The following is a 15578-nucleotide window of genomic DNA, read 5'->3' on the forward strand; positions in this document are numbered from 1 at the left end:
TGTACCAGGGCAGCGTACTAGTGTAGGCAGGCCCGACCATGACGCCAGTCAATGAATCCGGGTGGTAAGCTCGATTCATCGTGCGTTGGGAGGGGCTGAAATGATTCGGTGCAAGCGGGCCTACGAGGCGCCGGCGAAGGAAGATGGCCAGCGTGTGCTGGTCGATCGGTTGTGGCCACGCAACCGGCGCAAGGAGCAATTGGCGCTGTTGCAATGGCTGCCCGAGGTGGCGCCATCCACCGAGCTGCGCAAGGCGTTTCACGCGGGCGAGGTGGATTTTTCCGCCTTCGCCCAACGTTACCGGCAACAGCTGACCGCCCATCCCGAGCATTGGTGGCCGCTGCTGGACCTGGCGCGCCGCGGCGACCTGACCCTGGTGTACGCCGGCAAGAACACCGAGCAGAACAACGCCACCGTCCTGGCCGAGTGGCTCGAGGACGAACTGGAGCGGCAGGGGCCGGGCAGCTCGCCGGTGTGCTACGCCGATCAGGTGAAGCCGTGACGCCGCGACTGGTCGCCGCCAGCGAGCGGGATCTGCCCTTCGCCCGCGACCTGACCCGCCGCGGCATGCTGCGCTACTACTGCCAGTTCGACCTGCTGTGGCTGGATGAAGCCTTCGACCAGGCCTGGGGTTGGCGCGAGCAATGGCTGGTGCTGGACGACGAGCGCTGCGTGGGTTTTTGCAGCCTGAGCCAGGACAGTCGTGCGTTGTATATCCGCGAACTGCATATAACCGAGGATGCCCGCGGCCGGGGGATCGGCACCTGGGTGTTGCGTGAAATGAACACCTGGGCGGCGCAGCGACGCTTGTCATGGCTGCGTCTGATGGTTTTCAAAAGCAATCCGGCGCGTCAGCTTTATCGACGTGAAGGATTCCACGAAGAAGGCGAGGAGGAGTGCTTCATCCGCATGCAGCGATCCGTGTCCTGAGACCCTGCGAAAGGCGTAGGGCGTCTTGTGCTGCAATTCGCATCGCAGGCATAGTTCGGGGTTGTTGACGGCGCAGTGGATGTGCCGGTTTTTCCTACCCCCTAGTGGGTATTTAGCAAAGGAATATGTATTCAAATGAAGGGTATCGGACTACGTCTCAGGGAAGAACGCGAACGCCTTGGCCTGACTCAGCGGGCCTTTGGCGACATCGGCGGGGTCGAGCCCAACGCTCAGGGCAAGTACGAAAGCGGGGAGCGCACACCGCGGGCCGACTACCTCGCGGCGGTCGCCGCCAGTGGGGTCGATGCCCTGTATGTGCTGAGCGGGGTACCGACCCCGGCGATGCTCGACGACCTGCGCCCGGGCGAGAATCATTTGCTCGACTGCTACCGGCGGCTGCAGCCTGCCGACCAGCAGGCTGTAAGACATCTCCTGGAGAGTCTGGCGGGTGTTGCCGCAGGGCCTGTAGGGAAAGTGGCATCGGGTTGATCCGACATAGCGAAATAGAATTGTCGAAAAAATGAAATCTGACGTCATATCGATGACGCATTCTGCTAGGTTCACCACGCAATTTTTTGATAAGGTGGCCGGATCCAATTCAGACCGTAAGGCGAGGTGTCTGCTTGATCAGGGTTCTGGTGGTCGACGATCACGATCTGGTACGTACCGGTATAACCCGCATGCTGGCCGACATCGACGGTCTGCAGGTGGTGGGCGAGGCCGACTCCGGTGAGGCGGCGCTGAAGGTGACCCGCGAGCTCAAGCCCGACGTGGTCCTGATGGACGTGAAAATGCCCGGTATCGGCGGCCTGGAAGCCACCCGCAAGCTGTTGCGCAGTCACCCCGACATCAAGGTGGTGGCGGTCACCGTCTGCGAAGAAGATCCGTTTCCCACGCGCCTGCTGCAGGCTGGCGCCGCCGGCTACCTGACCAAGGGCGCGGGCCTCGACGAGATGGTCCAGGCCATTCGTCTGGTCTTCGCCGGCCAGCGCTACATCAGCCCGCAGATTGCCCAGCAACTGGCGCTGAAATCCTTCGAGCCGAAGAACGCCTCGCCGTTCGACAGCCTGTCGGAACGGGAAATCCAGATTGCCCTGATGATCGTCGGCTGTCAGAAGGTGCAGATCATTTCCGACAAGCTGTGCTTGTCGCCGAAAACCGTTAACACGTACCGTTACCGCATCTTCGAAAAACTCTCGGTCACCAGCGATGTGGAACTCACCCTGCTGGCGGTCCGCCATGGCATGGTCGACGCCAACCTCTGAACATGACCCCCGCGTTTGATTCAAGTGCCTTTCTGGCGACCTGCAGCGGCCGTCCGGGTGTCTACCGGATGTTCGACGCTGGCGGTCGCCTGCTCTATGTAGGCAAGGCCAAGAACCTCAAGAAGCGCCTGGCCAGCTACTTCCGCAAGACCGGTCTGGCGCCCAAGACCGCCGCGCTGGTCGGGCATATCGCCCAGGTCGAGACCACCATCGTCGCCAGCGAGACCGAGGCGCTGCTGCTGGAGCAGACGCTGATCAAGGAATGGCGGCCGCCCTACAACATCCTGCTGCGTGACGATAAGTCCTACCCCTACGTATTTCTGTCCGACGGTGAATTCCCGCGGCTGGGCATCCACCGTGGTGCCAAGAAACAGAAGGGCAGGTATTTCGGGCCGTACCCCAGCGCTGGGGCGATTCGCGAAAGCCTGAGCCTGCTGCAGAAGACCTTTCATGTCCGCCAGTGCGAAGACAGCTATTACGCCAACCGCACGCGACCCTGCCTGCAGTACCAGATCAAGCGCTGCAAGGGCCCCTGCGTCGGCCTGGTGGAGCCGGCCGAGTACGCCGACGACGTGCGCCACTCGGTGATGTTCCTCGAAGGCCGCAGCCATCAGCTGACCAACGAACTGAATGCCGACATGGAAAAGGCCGCCATGGCCCTGGAGTTCGAGAAGGCCGCCGAGCTGCGCGACCAGATCGCCCTGCTGCGCCGGGTCCAGGACCAGCAGAGCATGGAAGGCGGCAGCGGCGACGTCGATGTCGTCGCGGCTTTCGTCAACCCGGGCGGCGCCTGCGTGCACCTGATCAGCGTGCGCGGCGGGCGGGTGCTGGGCAGCAAGAACTTCTTTCCCCAGGTGGGTATCGAGGAGGAGGTGGCCGAGGTCATGTCGGCCTTCCTCGCCCAGTACTACCTGGGCAACGCCGAGCGCGAGCTGCCGGCGGAACTGATCGTCAACGTCGTGCACGAGGACTTCGACGCCCTGCGTGACGCGGTGGAGACCCTGCGCGGTCGCGAGCTCAGCATCAGTCACCGGGTGCGCGGTACCCGCGCGCGCTGGCAGCAACTGGCGGTGACCAACGCCGAGCAGGCGCTGATGGCCCGGCTCGCCAACCGCCAGCACATGGCCCAGCGCTTCGAGGCCCTGGCCGAAGTGCTCGGCCTGCCGGAAGTGCCGCAGCGCCTGGAGTGCTACGACATCAGCCATTCCAGTGGCGAGGCCACCGTGGCGTCCTGCGTGGTGTTCGGCCCGGAAGGCCCGCTGAAATCCGACTATCGCCGCTTCAATATCGAAGGTGTCACCGCCGGCGACGACTATGCCGCCATGCAACAGGCCCTGACCCGGCGCTACGGGCGGATCAAGGACGGCGAGGGCAAGCTGCCCGACGTGCTGCTGGTGGACGGCGGCAAGGGCCAGCTGAACATGGCCCGGGAAGTGATGCAGGCCTTGCAGGTCCCGGACCTGACCCTGCTCGGCGTGGCCAAGGGCGTGACCCGCAAGGCCGGCTTCGAAACCCTGTACCTGAACGACGTGCACAACGAGTTCACCCTCAAGGGCGACTCCCCGGCGCTGCACCTGATCCAGCAGATCCGCGACGAGGCGCACCGCTTCGCCATCACCGGCCACCGCGCGCGGCGCGGCAAGGCGCGGCGCACCTCGAGCCTGGAGGAAGTGGCCGGGGTCGGACCGAAACGCCGTCGCGACCTGCTGAAACATTTCGGTGGCTTGCAGGAATTATCCCGCGCCAGTGCGGAAGAAATCGCCAAAGCACCTGGAATCAGCAAAAAGCTCGCCGAGTCGATTTATGACAGCCTGCATAGCGAGTAGAATGCCCCGCTCACCTCGCAGCCAGTTGTCCCGATGAATATCCCGAATCTTCTTACCGTTCTTCGTGTACTGCTCATCCCGATCTTCATTCTGCTGTTCTACGTGCCGTATCACTGGAGTTACCTGGCCGCCAGCAGCGTCTTCGCCATCGCCGCCGCCACCGACTGGCTCGACGGCTACCTGGCGCGTCGCCTGCAGCAGAGCACGCCGTTCGGTGCCTTCCTCGATCCGGTGGCGGACAAGCTGATGGTCGCGGTGGCCCTGGTCCTGCTGGTGCAGGTCCACGCCAACTTCTGGCTGACCCTGCCGGCGGCGGTGATCATCGGTCGCGAGATCGTGGTTTCGGCACTGCGCGAGTGGATGGCCGAGCTGGGGGCGAGGGCGCATGTGGCGGTGTCGAACCTGGGCAAATGGAAGACCGCGGCGCAGATGCTGGCGCTGGTGATCCTGCTGGCCAACCCGGCGACCCTGACCGCCTGGGTGGTACTGGGTTATGCCTTGCTGATGATCGCTGCGGGCCTGACCCTGTGGTCCATGGTGCAGTACCTGCGCGCCGCCTGGCCGCACCTGCGCGAAGGCACGGAGCAGAAATAAAAGTTTTTTGAATCAAGGGGTTGACGAATTATTTCAACTCTATACAATGGCCACCATCAAGACGACGCGGGAATAGCTCAGTTGGTAGAGCACGACCTTGCCAAGGTCGGGGTCGCGAGTTCGAGTCTCGTTTCCCGCTCCAGATATGGCTCTTCAGATCTCCATCGAGGTCTGAAGGGATAGAAAGAAGGGCCCTCAGCAGGGCCCTTTTTTCGTTCCGCCGAAATCTGCGGGTATCCGCTTGTTTCAGACTGGGCAGGGGCAGGCAGAAGTGTCTGCCTGCCACGCTGGTGCACGGACAGGTGCACTCAAAGGCTTCCTACAAGCTGCCCTCCATCTACCGCCAACACAGCACCGGACATGTAGGATCCCGCTTCGCTGGCCAGTAACAGGAAGGGGCCTTCGAGCTCTTCCAGCCGACCCAGGCGCCGCATGGGCACGGCGTTGCGCAGGTAGGCTTGGCCCTTCTCGCTGTCGAAGTAGCCATCGGTCATTTCAGTCGCAACGTATCCGGGAGCGATGGCGTTGACGCGGATCCGATAGCGGGCGAGTTCCAGGGCAAGCGATTTGGTCAGCTGTATTACCCCGGCCTTGGCCGTGCAGTAATGGCTATAGCCATTGCCAACCCGCAGTCCGAGCATGGACGCGATGTTGACGATGCTTCCGGGGCGTTCGGCCTTGACCAGGCGCTGGGCGGCGCACTGCGCGACCCGCCACACGCCATCGAGGTTGGTCGCCAGCATGGCTCGCCACTCTTCCTCGGTAATCTCCAGTGGGCGCAGGCCATTGCCGATGCCGGCATTGTTGAGCACGACGTCAACCACGCCAAAGGCCGCTTCAGCGCTATCGAAAGCGGCTTCCACGCTCGCCCGGTCGGTGACGTCGAGGCTCACGCCAAGCGCCTTGCCGCCTTCCCACTCGATATCCTCGGCGACCTGCTGCAATCGTTCCACACGGCGCGCGGCCAGTATCACGCGGGCGCCGGCGCGACCGGCGACACGCGCCAGATGCGCACCAATGCCGCTCGACGCGCCGGTGACCAGCACGGTCCGGCCCGCCAGGGAAAACTGTTCGGCGATTTCAGTACTCATCAGAACACCTCGAACAGGCCGGCGGCGCCCATGCCGCCGCCTACGCACATGGTGACCACTACGTACCTGACGCCACGACGTTTGCCTTCGAGCAGGGCGTGGCCGACCATGCGCGCTCCGCTCATGCCGTATGGATGTCCGATGGCGATGGCGCCGCCATTGACGTTGTAGCGCTCATTGTCGATGCCCAGTGTGTCGCGACAATAGAGTGCCTGGCAGGCGAAGGCCTCATTGAGTTCCCAGAGGCCGATGTCGTCGACCTTCAGGCCGTGGCGCTTGAGCAGTTTCGGCACAGCCAGTACCGGGCCGATACCCATCTCTTCCGGGGCCAGGCCGACGACCGCGATGCCGCGGTAAGCGCCCAGTGGCGTCAGGTTGCGCTGCTCGGCCAGGCGCCCGTCCATCAGCACGCAGGCGCTGGCACCATCGGAAAGCTGGCTGGCATTGCCGGCGGTGACGCAGCCACCTTCAACCACCGGTCGCAGGCTTGCCAGGTCCTCCAGCGAGGTCTGCGGGCGATTGCCTTCGTCGCAACGCAAGGTGACTTCTTCCAGGCGCAGCGCTCCAGTGGCTTTGTCGGTCACCTGCTTGATCGTGGTGACGGGAACGATCTCGCCCTCGAACAATCCAGCGCGCTGCGCGGCGGCGGTCCGCTGCTGCGACTGCAATGAATAGAGATCCTGCGCTTCACGACTGATGGCATAGCGCTGGGCCACGAGTTCAGCGGTGTGCAGCATTGGCATATAGGCATGCCTGGCATGGCGTACTACCTGCTCATCGCGTTCGGCGAGCGACCACTGCATATGGGTGTCCTGCACCAGGCTGATCTGTTCCTGCCCGGCGCCGAGGGTGATGTGCATGCCGTCCACCATGATCTGCTTGGCGGCCGTGGCGATGGCCATCAAGCCAGACGCACATTGACGATCGAGGGTCTGCCCGCTGACGGACAGTGGCAGGCCCGAAGCCAGCGCGGCCATGCGCCCCAGATTCCAGCCCGCGGTTCCGCCGGGCATCGATGTGCCCATCACCAGGTCTTCGATTTCAGCGCGCTCGATGCCGGCGCGCTCGATGGCGGCATTGATGGCGAAGCTGGCCATGCTGGGTGACTTGAGCAGGTTGAAGGCACCGCGGAACGCCTTGGCGATCGGCGTTCGGGCGGTGGAGAGAATGACGGCTTCTTTCATGGTGACTCCTGTAGGGGGAGGTGATCAGGCGGTCGACGTGGTCGCCCAGGGTCGATCAGCAGCGTTCGATGCGTTGATGGCCGGCGGCGACCAGGCGTTCCAGCAGCGGCGCCGGTCGCAGCCAGGTCTCGCCGTAGACGCCAAGCGTCTCGCGGTAGTTGCGGATGCCGGAAAGCACCCGTTGCAGACCGAGTTGCTCGGCATAGTAGAGCGGGCCGCCGCGCCACGCCGGGAAGCCGTAGCCGTTGACCCAGACCAGGTCGATATCGGCGCTGCGCAGGGCAATGCCTTCATCGAGCAACTGGATGCCTTCGTTGATCAGCATGAACAGGCAGCGGTCGTGGATTTCCTGGTCGCTGATGACACGCCGCTGAATCCCCAGGGTGCCGGCAAGCTGTTCGGCCAGCGCGATCACCTCGCCATCTTCCAGGCGCTCGCGGCCTGCGTAGCGGTAGAAGCCGCTGCCGCTCTTCTGCCCGTAGCGGCCGCGCTCGTACAGCGCGTCGGCCAGCTTGCAGTAGCTTGGGTCATGGGCGATGGCCGCGCGCCGCGACTCGCGAACCAGGTAACCGACGTCGATACCGGCCAGGTCGTACATGGCGAATACCCCCATGGCCAGGCCAAGGTTGGTCAGGACCCGATCGACCTGCGCCGGGCTGGCACCCTCCAGCACCAGGCGGTGGGCCTCGCGGGCATAGGGTTCGAGCATGCGGTTGCCGATGAAGCCGAAGCACACCCCGGAAACCACCGGGATCTTGCCGATCTTCCGGGCCAGCTGGAGGGTGGTGGCCAGCGCGTCCGGCGCGGTCGCCGCGCCCCGCACGATTTCCAGCAAGCGCATGACGTTGGCCGGGCTGAAGAAGTGCAGGCCGATGACGTCCTGTGGACGGCGGGTCACCGCGGCGATCCTGTCGACATCCAGCGTCGAGGTGTTGCTGGCCAGGATGGCGCCGGGCTTGCAGACCTCGTCCAGGGTGCGGAACACCTGCTGCTTGATCTCCAGGTTCTCGAACACCGCTTCGATCACCAGGTCGGCGTCGGCCAGGTCGGCATAGTCCAGGGTGGTGCAGAACAGCGCCATGCGCTGCTGCAGTTGCACCTCGTCGAGCTTGCCGCGCTGGACACTGATCTCGTAGTTCTTGCGGATCTGCGCCAGGCCGCGGTCCAGCGCCTCGCGCTTGAGTTCCAGGAGCACCACCGGGATGCCGGCGTTGACGAAGTTCATGGCGATCCCGCCGCCCATGGTCCCGGCACCGATCACCGCGACCTTGCCAATGGGGCGCAGGGCTGTGTCACGGGTCACGCCGGGAATCTTCAGCGCCTCGCGCTCGGCGAAGAACAGGTGGCGCAGGGCCGCCGATTGCGCAGAGGCCAGGGCTTGCTGGAACAGCTCCTGCTCAAGCGCCAGGCCCGCGGCCAGAGGCAGCTGGCCGGCACTCTGCACCGCGGCCAGGGCCAGTTGCGGGGCCACCTGACCGTGCCAGCGGCTGACCTGCCGGGCGGCATAGGCGTCAAAGTAGTGGTCGTCGAGGCCTGCCGCCGGTTCGGCGTGTGGCCAGGCCGGCCGGGCCGGCGCAGCGTCGGCGAGCAGCTCGCGGGCAAAGGCGCAGGCGCGCTCGAGCAGGTCGTCCCGGTTGTCGGCCAGACGGTCGACCAGCCCCAGCTCGTGGGCTTTGCCGGCACCCAGCCGCTGTCCGGAGAGGATCAGCTGCAAGGCCTGCTCGGCGCCGACCAGGCGCGGCAGCCGCTGGGTACCGCCGGCGCCGGGAATCAGGCCGAGAAGGATCTCCGGCAGCCCCAGCTGGGCGCTCGCCTCGGCCACGCGGTAACCGCAGGCCATGGCCAGTTCCAGGCCACCCCCCAGCGCTACGCCTGCGATGGCGGCGACTACCGGTTTGTCGAGGCTCTCCAGTTGTTCGAGCAAGGCGGGCAGGGAGGGTTCGGCCCAGGTGAAGTCGCTGCCGAACTCGCCGATATCAGCTCCGGCGCTGAAGGGCAGATCCTGGCCATGCAGCACCAGTGCCTTGACCGCGGGATCGGCGGCGGCCTGGCGGCAGGCCTCGGCCAGTTCCCGGCGCAGGGCATGGCCAAGAGCGTTGACCGGTGCTTGATGGAGACCGATCAGGGCCAGTTCGTTGTCGCGGCTGTAGTGGATCAGGCTGTACATCCAGGGGACCTCATAGTCGATGGTGGGTCAGAACCAGGCGTCTTGCATGTCGAAACAGGTGCGGTTGGCGGCGCCGAGCAGGCGCGCCTGGGCTTGCAGCGGAGCCAGTTCCCACTCCATGCAATAGCGCGAGGCCTGCAGCTTGCCGTGGTAGAAATCACGCTCGCTGCCGTCGGCACCGGCTGCCAGGGCCTGGCTGGCCACCAGCGCCTGGCGCAGCCAGATCCAGCCGACCAGCACACGGCCGAACAGGTCCAGATAGACGGTGGCGTTGGCCAGGCCCGGGTCAGGGTCGGCGGCTACCTGGGCCTGCAGTTCGAGGGTCACCTGGCGCAGGATGCCGAGGGCGTCACCCAGGGCCGCAGCCTGGGCGGCGCAGTTGGCCAGACCACGGGCGCTGGCCAGGCTGCGTTCCACGTCGGCGACGAACAGGGTGAACCCTTCGCCACCGCGCGGGCCCAGCTTGCGGGCCAGCAGGTCGAGGCCATGAATGCCTTCGGTACCTTCGTGGATGGGGTTCAGGCGGTTGTCGCGGTAGTACTGCTCCAGCGGGTATTCGCGGGTATAACCGGCGCCGCCGAGCACCTGGATGGCCAGGTCCGAGGCAATCACCCCGTAGCGCGACGGCCAGCTCTTGACCATCGGGGTGATCAGGTCGAGCAACTCGGCGGCCCGCTGGCGTTGCCCGGGCTCGGGCGCGCTGTGGCTGTCTTCCACCAGGCTGCTGGCATACAGGCACAGGGCCAGGCTGCCCTCGGCGTAGACCTTCTGCATCAGCAGCATGCGGCGCACATCGGCATGCTCGACGATGCGTACCTGCGGTGTCTGCGGGTCCTTGCAGGAGGCCAGGCGTCCCTGTGGCCGTTCGCGGGCATAGGCGAGGGCGTGGATATAACTCTGGTAGGCCAGGCACGCCGCGCCCAGGCCGACGCCGATACGCGCCTCGTTCATCATCTGGAACATGTAGGCCAGGCCTTGGTTGGCCTCGCCGACCAGATAGCCGACCGCGCCCTCGCGCTCGCCGAAAGCGAGCACGGTGGAGGTGGTGTTGCGATAGCCCAGCTTGTGCAGCAGGCCGGCCAGGACCACGTCGTTGCGCGCGCCGGGCTGGCCGTTTTCGTCCAGCAGGACCTTGGGCACCAGAAACAGCGAGATGCCCCTGGCGCCGGCCGGCGCGCCTTCGATGCGGGCCAGCACCATGTGCACGATGTTCTCGGTCAGCGCATGGTCGCCGCCGGAGATGAACATCTTCTGTCCGAACAGGCGGTAGCTGCCGTCGGCGGCGGGTCGCGCCAGGGTCCGCAGGTCACCCAGGGCCGAACCCTGGCCCGGTTCGGTGAGGGCCATGGTGCCGCTGAAGCGGCCGGCCAGCATCGGTGGCAGGAAACGCGCGCGCAGTTCGGCAGCGGCGAAGCTCTTGATCAGGTTGGCGGCCCCAATGCTCAGGAAGGGGTAGGCGGTGGTCGCGATATTGGCCGCATTGAAATAGGCCATGCAGGCGCGCAGCAGCACTTCCGGCAACTGCAGGCCGCCGTCGCTGAAATCATGATGGGCGGCGAGGAAGCCCGCCTCGGCAAAGGCGTTCCAGGCGACCTGGGTCTCCGGGATGAGGGTGACCCGCTGGCCGTCGAAGGTCGGCTCGTTGGCATCGCCTTTCTGGTTGTGTGGGGCGAAGTACTGCGCGGCGATTTCCCGGGCGGTGTTCAAGGTAGCGTCGAACACCTCGCGGTCATGCTCGGCATACCGCGGGCGCTGCAGCAACGCTTCGCTGTCGAGGACTTCATAGAGCTGAAAGCGCAACTCGCGTTCGCTGAGCAACAGGTTGGTCATGGTGCCTCTCGCTGGGTCGGCATTGAAGAAAAAAGGCCGCGGTGAAACGGCCAGGGACACTTCGCAGGAGCCATGCGAAGTGTCGGAGCGCGTGGGTCGGGATCAGCGGGCGAAGGCGCCGTCGGCAATGTCCATCAGGTTGGCGCTGCCACTCTCGATGACTTCGCGGTGCAGCGTCGCCCTGGGCAGCAGGCGCTGCAGGTAGAACCGTGCGGTTTCGCGCTTGCCCAGGTAGAACTCGTCTTCGCTGCTGCCAGCCGCCAGCTGGCGTTTGGCCAGGGCGGCGGCGCGCAGCCAGTAGTAGCCGAGCAGGCAGTAGCCGGCGAGCATCAGGTAATCGAAGGCGCTTGCGCCAATCAGGTTGAGGTCGTCAGCCTGCTGCCGGCTCAACCACAGGCTGACCTGGCGCCAGGCGTCGACCTGGCGGATCAGCAACTGCGCCAGGGCGGTGGGGGCCTGGTCGCCGTTGCAGAATGTCTCGATTTCCGTCAGCAGCTCATCCAGCGCTTCGCCGTTGTCGGCCAGCACCTTGCGGCTCAGCAGATCGAGGCCCTGGATGCCGTTGGTACCTTCGTAGATCGAGGTGATGCGCACATCGCGCGCGATCTGCTCCATGCCCCATTCGCGGATGTAGCCATGACCACCGAACACCTGGATGCCCAGTTGTGCGGCCTCGTTCCCGGCCTCGGTGAGGAAGCCCTTGGCGATGGGCGTGAGCAATGCCAGGCGGCGTTCGGCCGCGACGCGATCGGCGGCGTCGGCCGCGTGATGCGCCAGGTCGACCAGTTGCGCGCAGGCATAGGTGAGCATGCGTCCACCCTCGGCATAGGCCTTCTGGGTCAGGAGCATGCGCCGTACATCCGGGTGGACGATGATCGGGTCGGCGGGCTGTTCGGGGTTTTGACGCGGTGTGGCACGCATCTGCAGGCGTTCACGGGCATAGCGCAGGGCGCCCTGGAAGGCCGCCTCGGCGTGGCCCTGGCCTTGTTGAGCCACGGCCAGGCGGGATTCGTTGATGAAGGTGAACATGGCATTCAGGCCACGATTGGCCTCGCCCAGCAGATAGCCCCTGGCATTGTCGAAGTTCAGCACGCAGGTGGCGTTGCCGTGGATGCCGAGCTTGTGTTCGATCGAACCACAACCGACCCCGTTGCTCGCACCCAGGCTGCCATCGGCCTCGACCGCGATCTTCGGCACCAGGAACAGGGAAATGCCCTTCACACCGGCTGGGGCGCCGTCGATGCGCGCCAGGACCAGATGAAGGATGTTCTCCGTGAGGTCATGCTCGCCGGCGGAGATGAACATCTTGCTGCCGCTGATGGCGTAGCTGCCGTCAGCCTGGGGCTGGGCACGGGTGCGCAACAGGCCCAGGTCGGAGCCGCAGTGTGCTTCGGTCAGGCACATGGTGCCGCTCCAGCGACCGGCGATCAGGGGTGGCAGAAAACGCTGCTTCAGCGCTTGCGCGCCATGCTGGCCGAGGGTGCCGATGGCGCCGCCACTGAGATTGCCGTACATGGTCCAGGCGTGGTTGGCGCTGAACAGCATTTCGTTGATCACGCTGCCAAGGGAGGGTGGCAGGCCCTGGCCCCCATAGGCCGGATCCTTGTCCAGGGCCAGCCAGCCGTTGTCGGCATACTGCCGATAGGCCTCGGCGAAACCGGGTGGAGTGCTGACCCGGCCGTCCTGCCACTGGCAGCCGTGTCGGTCGCCCACCGGGTTGAGAGGGGCCAGCACGTGCTCGGCGAACCTGGCGCCTTCCTCGACGATGGCATCCAGCGTCTCGCGCTCGACGGCTTCGCAGCCGTGCAGTCGCTGGTAGTGGCCGGGCAGGTCGAGCAACTCGTGGACGACAAAGCGGATGTCACGTCGAGGCGGGCTGTAGGTGGGCATGGGGCAATCCTGGAATCGGCAAGGGCAGGTCCGGATTGTCGACGTGATGAGCCGCGGCGCGCGTCCAACCGAGGATGGATTTGCGGGTGGAAAATGCCAGGTCGGCGGGTGGAGTTCACTCCAGCAGTCTGAGCCCGCGCGCCGCGCGCAAGGCCGCGTCGCGATCGCCGACATCGAGTTTGCGGAACAGGTTGTTGATGTGGGTCTTGACGGTGCTCAGGCTGATGAACAGCGCCTCGGCGATCTGCTGATTGTTCTGACCCCGGGCCATGCGTTTCAGCACGTCCTGTTCGCGACGGGTCAGGGGCTCGATCAGGCTGGACGCACCGCCCTCGCCGTAGAGGCCGCGCAGCAGTGGCGCGAGGCGTTCGCGAGGTGGCAGCGGGTCGAGGCCGAGCTGTTGGCGGGTCTGCGGCAGCAATAACTGGCGCAAGGGTTCGGCCAGTTCCTGGCCTTCATGATGCAGCAACTGGCCGAAACCGTGCCGCTCTGCCAGTTGCAGGGCGCGATCGAGGCTGCGCAGGGCCGCTGGTGCATGCTCCAGGTCCTGGTTCAGCGCAGCCTCCAGCAGGCGCAGTTCCAGCTGCAGGCGCAGGTTGCGCTCGACCTCTGCCTGTTCGTCCAGCCTGGCGATGATCTGCCGGGCGGTGTCATGCTGGCCCAGGTGGCGCTGGACCCAGGCATAGGCCAGCCACTCCTCGGGGTGCAGGTTTTCTCCGTAGCGGCGATGGCAGCCTTGCCATTCCTCCAGCCAGAGGCGGATGAAGTCCTGATCCTGTACCCGCAGGGCCAGGCGCACCCGGCCGGCGCCCGCCAGGCGGTAGAGGGCGAACAGCTGGTACTGACGGGCCAGGCGACGCGCCTCGTCCCAGCGGTCCAGGGCCTGCTCATGCTCGCCTCGGGCTGCGTGCAGGCCGGCCTGGTGGTGGAACACCCAGGGCAGTCCGGCGCAGTGGGGGAAATCCAGGGCCACCGCTTCGGCCTGGCTCAGGCAATGCCGGGCCTGGTCCAGCTGGTTCTGCTGCAACAGCAGCAGCCCCTGGCCGAGGTGACGGAACAGTTCGTAGAAGTTGCGCGAGGTGGTCGCCGATTGCGGGTTGTCCAGGCCGTTCAGGCGCCGGCTGGCGACGTCCAGTTGCCCCTGGGCCAGCTCGATCTGGCCGAGCAGCAGGTGCAGCAGATTGGTGTATCCGCTGAACCCGAAGCCTTGCAGTTCCTCCAGGGCCTGGGCGCCTTCATGGTGCGCCGCGTGCAGTTGGCCGAGGGCGAACAGGCAACTGGCGCGGTTGAAGTGCAGCACCGAGCCGGCCGCGTTGTGCTGGGGATAGTGCTGCAGCGCCTGGCTCGCCAGCGCCAGACCGTGTACCAGGTTGCCGCCGAGAAAGGCCAGGCGGCTGCGCAGGAACGCAACCGTCTGGTGAATGCGTTCGGGATGGCGGGTCACGCCCTGCTGGCGCCGCAAGCCCTGCAGGCGTTGCAGGCAGATGCGCGAGCGGGCGATATCGTTGGTGACGATGACGGTGGAGGCTTCGGTGACGGCCAGGGTGAAATGGTCGCCGCCGCTCTGTCCGGACTGCTCGGCGAGAAAGTCGACGATGGCGTTGACCTGTCCTTCGCGCAGCAGGTCGAAGCCATGACGTTCGACGGTCGCCAGCATCGCGTTGAAATCCTTGGCCCGGCCGAACTGGTGGATCGCCTCCGCGTAACGCTGGTGCTCCAGCAGCCAGTTGGCGGCGCGCAGATGCAATTCGCGCAACCTGCGTGGGTCACGCTGGCGCAGCCGCTGGTAGAGGCTGTTGCGCAGCGCCGGATGGTAGCGGTACTCCAGGGTTTCGCCGGGACAGTGCTCGATGAACAGGTCGGCACGCTGCAATTGCCGGATCGACTGGCCAGCCTCGGTGTGGGCACTGAGCGTGCGTGCCAGGTGCGTGTCGAAGGCCTGAACCACCGAGGTGCATTCGATGAACCCCAGCAGCGCCGGCGGCAGTTGGCGCAGCAGCTCCTCTTCGAGGAACTGCGCCACGTGGGCATAGGCCTTGCGGGTGATCGGGCGCAGCGCGTGGAGATTGACCGGGAGCGCTTGTTCGCGGCAGGCGGCGAGCCAGAACAGCACGCCGCTGATCCAGCCTTCGCTGCCGGCGCGCAGTTGGTAGATGGCGTCGGCGTTCAGCTGGATATCGCGGGCGCTGGCCAGTTGGCGGGTTTCTTCGCTGTCCAGGGCCAGGTCGCGGGCATCCAGCAGCCACAGCCGCTCGTCCCGGCGCAGATGGGTCAGTGCCAGGCAGGGAAGACCTTCGCTGGCGCCCAGCAGGTGCAGGCCCGCGGGGGCGAATCGCAGCAGTTGGTCGAGATACTGGCAGGCGCGCCTGGCGCGCAGCACCTGCAGGTCGTCGAGAATCAGGGTGAACGAGTCGGCGCTTCGCTCCAGGTGATCGAGGATGGCACTCCACAGCAGCTTTTCCTGGAGATCGCAGGCGCTTGCATCGAGCGGCCCCAGGCCCAGGGCGGCGTGCAGGTGCAGAAGCAGGCTCAGCGGCTGGTTGTCGGCCTGGGTCAGGCGCAGCCAGGCCCAGCGGCTCGACAGGCTGTGCGCGTACTGGCTGAGCAGGCAGCTCTTGCCATAACCGAGTGGCGCGCACAGCAGGACCAGTCGCCCCGCCTGCGCATCGGCCTCGGCCAGGCGGCGGATCAGGCGTGGACGTGCCAGGACTCTGGCCGGCAGGGGCAATGGACGCAGTTGGCCTGCATTGATCTGAGCGATGTTCATGGTCTGCGAACGGTCTGGCTGGGCGAGGGGCGGG

At 65.7% G+C, this 15578-nt stretch carries 12 protein-coding genes and 1 tRNA gene; 7 read left to right on the top strand and 6 right to left on the bottom strand.

Going from position 1 to position 15578, the window contains the following annotated elements:
- Positions 1–100: 100 nt before the first annotated feature.
- From RTI28_RS26555 to RTI28_RS26585, 7 genes are all read left to right on the top strand, one after another.
- A complete protein-coding gene (locus RTI28_RS26555; protein ID WP_316923256.1) occupies positions 101–502 on the top strand; it encodes a DUF488 domain-containing protein in 402 nt (133 codons plus the stop codon).
- Positions 499–930, top strand: coding sequence for a GNAT family N-acetyltransferase (locus tag RTI28_RS26560; protein WP_316923257.1), 432 nt, complete (start codon positions 499–501; stop codon positions 928–930). Before RTI28_RS26555 ends, RTI28_RS26560 begins: the two co-directional genes overlap by 4 nt.
- A 135-nt stretch (positions 931–1065) precedes the next feature.
- Positions 1066–1419: a helix-turn-helix domain-containing protein gene (locus RTI28_RS26565; RefSeq protein ID WP_316923258.1), complete on the top strand. Its 354-nt coding sequence runs from the start codon at positions 1066–1068 to the stop codon at positions 1417–1419.
- A 134-nt stretch (positions 1420–1553) separates the two neighbouring features.
- Positions 1554–2195, top strand: coding sequence for a UvrY/SirA/GacA family response regulator transcription factor (uvrY, locus tag RTI28_RS26570; protein WP_042125913.1), 642 nt, complete (start codon positions 1554–1556; stop codon positions 2193–2195).
- 2 nt (positions 2196–2197) lie between these two features.
- Positions 2198–4021 carry an excinuclease ABC subunit UvrC gene (gene uvrC, locus RTI28_RS26575; RefSeq protein ID WP_316923259.1) on the top strand — a complete coding sequence of 608 codons (1824 nt, stop codon included), beginning with the start codon at positions 2198–2200 and terminating at the stop codon, positions 4019–4021.
- Positions 4022–4054: 33 nt separating this feature from the next.
- Positions 4055–4615 carry a CDP-diacylglycerol--glycerol-3-phosphate 3-phosphatidyltransferase gene (gene pgsA / locus RTI28_RS26580; protein WP_316923260.1) on the top strand — a complete coding sequence of 187 codons (561 nt, stop codon included), beginning with the start codon at positions 4055–4057 and terminating at the stop codon, positions 4613–4615.
- A 66-nt stretch (positions 4616–4681) separates the two neighbouring features.
- Positions 4682–4757, top strand: a tRNA-Gly gene (locus tag RTI28_RS26585).
- 166 nt (positions 4758–4923) lie between these two features.
- On the opposite strand, the gene RTI28_RS26590 is transcribed toward RTI28_RS26585, so the two are convergent.
- The 6 genes from RTI28_RS26590 to RTI28_RS26615 all read right to left on the bottom strand — a co-directional run bounded on the left by RTI28_RS26590 (position 4924) and on the right by RTI28_RS26615 (position 15544).
- A complete protein-coding gene (locus RTI28_RS26590; protein ID WP_316923261.1) occupies positions 4924–5706 on the bottom strand; it encodes an SDR family NAD(P)-dependent oxidoreductase in 783 nt (260 codons plus the stop codon).
- Positions 5706–6890 (bottom strand): acetyl-CoA C-acyltransferase, encoded by a 1185-nt coding sequence (locus tag RTI28_RS26595; RefSeq protein ID WP_316923262.1) that lies wholly within the window; start codon positions 6888–6890, stop codon positions 5706–5708. Before RTI28_RS26595 ends, RTI28_RS26590 begins: the two co-directional genes overlap by 1 nt.
- Before the next feature lie 55 nt (positions 6891–6945).
- Positions 6946–9057, bottom strand: coding sequence for a 3-hydroxyacyl-CoA dehydrogenase NAD-binding domain-containing protein (locus RTI28_RS26600; protein ID WP_316923263.1), 2112 nt, complete (start codon positions 9055–9057; stop codon positions 6946–6948).
- A gap of 27 nt (positions 9058–9084) precedes the next feature.
- Positions 9085–10887, bottom strand: a complete 1803-nt coding sequence (locus tag RTI28_RS26605) for an acyl-CoA dehydrogenase (RefSeq protein ID WP_316923264.1) — start codon at positions 10885–10887, stop codon at positions 9085–9087.
- Positions 10888–10989: 102 nt separating this feature from the next.
- Complete coding sequence (locus RTI28_RS26610) at positions 10990–12777, bottom strand: acyl-CoA dehydrogenase C-terminal domain-containing protein (protein WP_316923265.1); 1788 nt, start codon at positions 12775–12777, stop codon at positions 10990–10992.
- A 115-nt stretch (positions 12778–12892) separates the two neighbouring features.
- Positions 12893–15544, bottom strand: coding sequence for a LuxR C-terminal-related transcriptional regulator (locus RTI28_RS26615; RefSeq protein ID WP_316923266.1), 2652 nt, complete (start codon positions 15542–15544; stop codon positions 12893–12895).
- Positions 15545–15578 lie beyond the last annotated feature (34 nt).

Source organism: Pseudomonas sp. zfem002, from assembly GCF_032621685.1.
GTDB classification, from domain to species: Bacteria; Pseudomonadota; Gammaproteobacteria; order Pseudomonadales; family Pseudomonadaceae; genus Aquipseudomonas; species Aquipseudomonas japonica.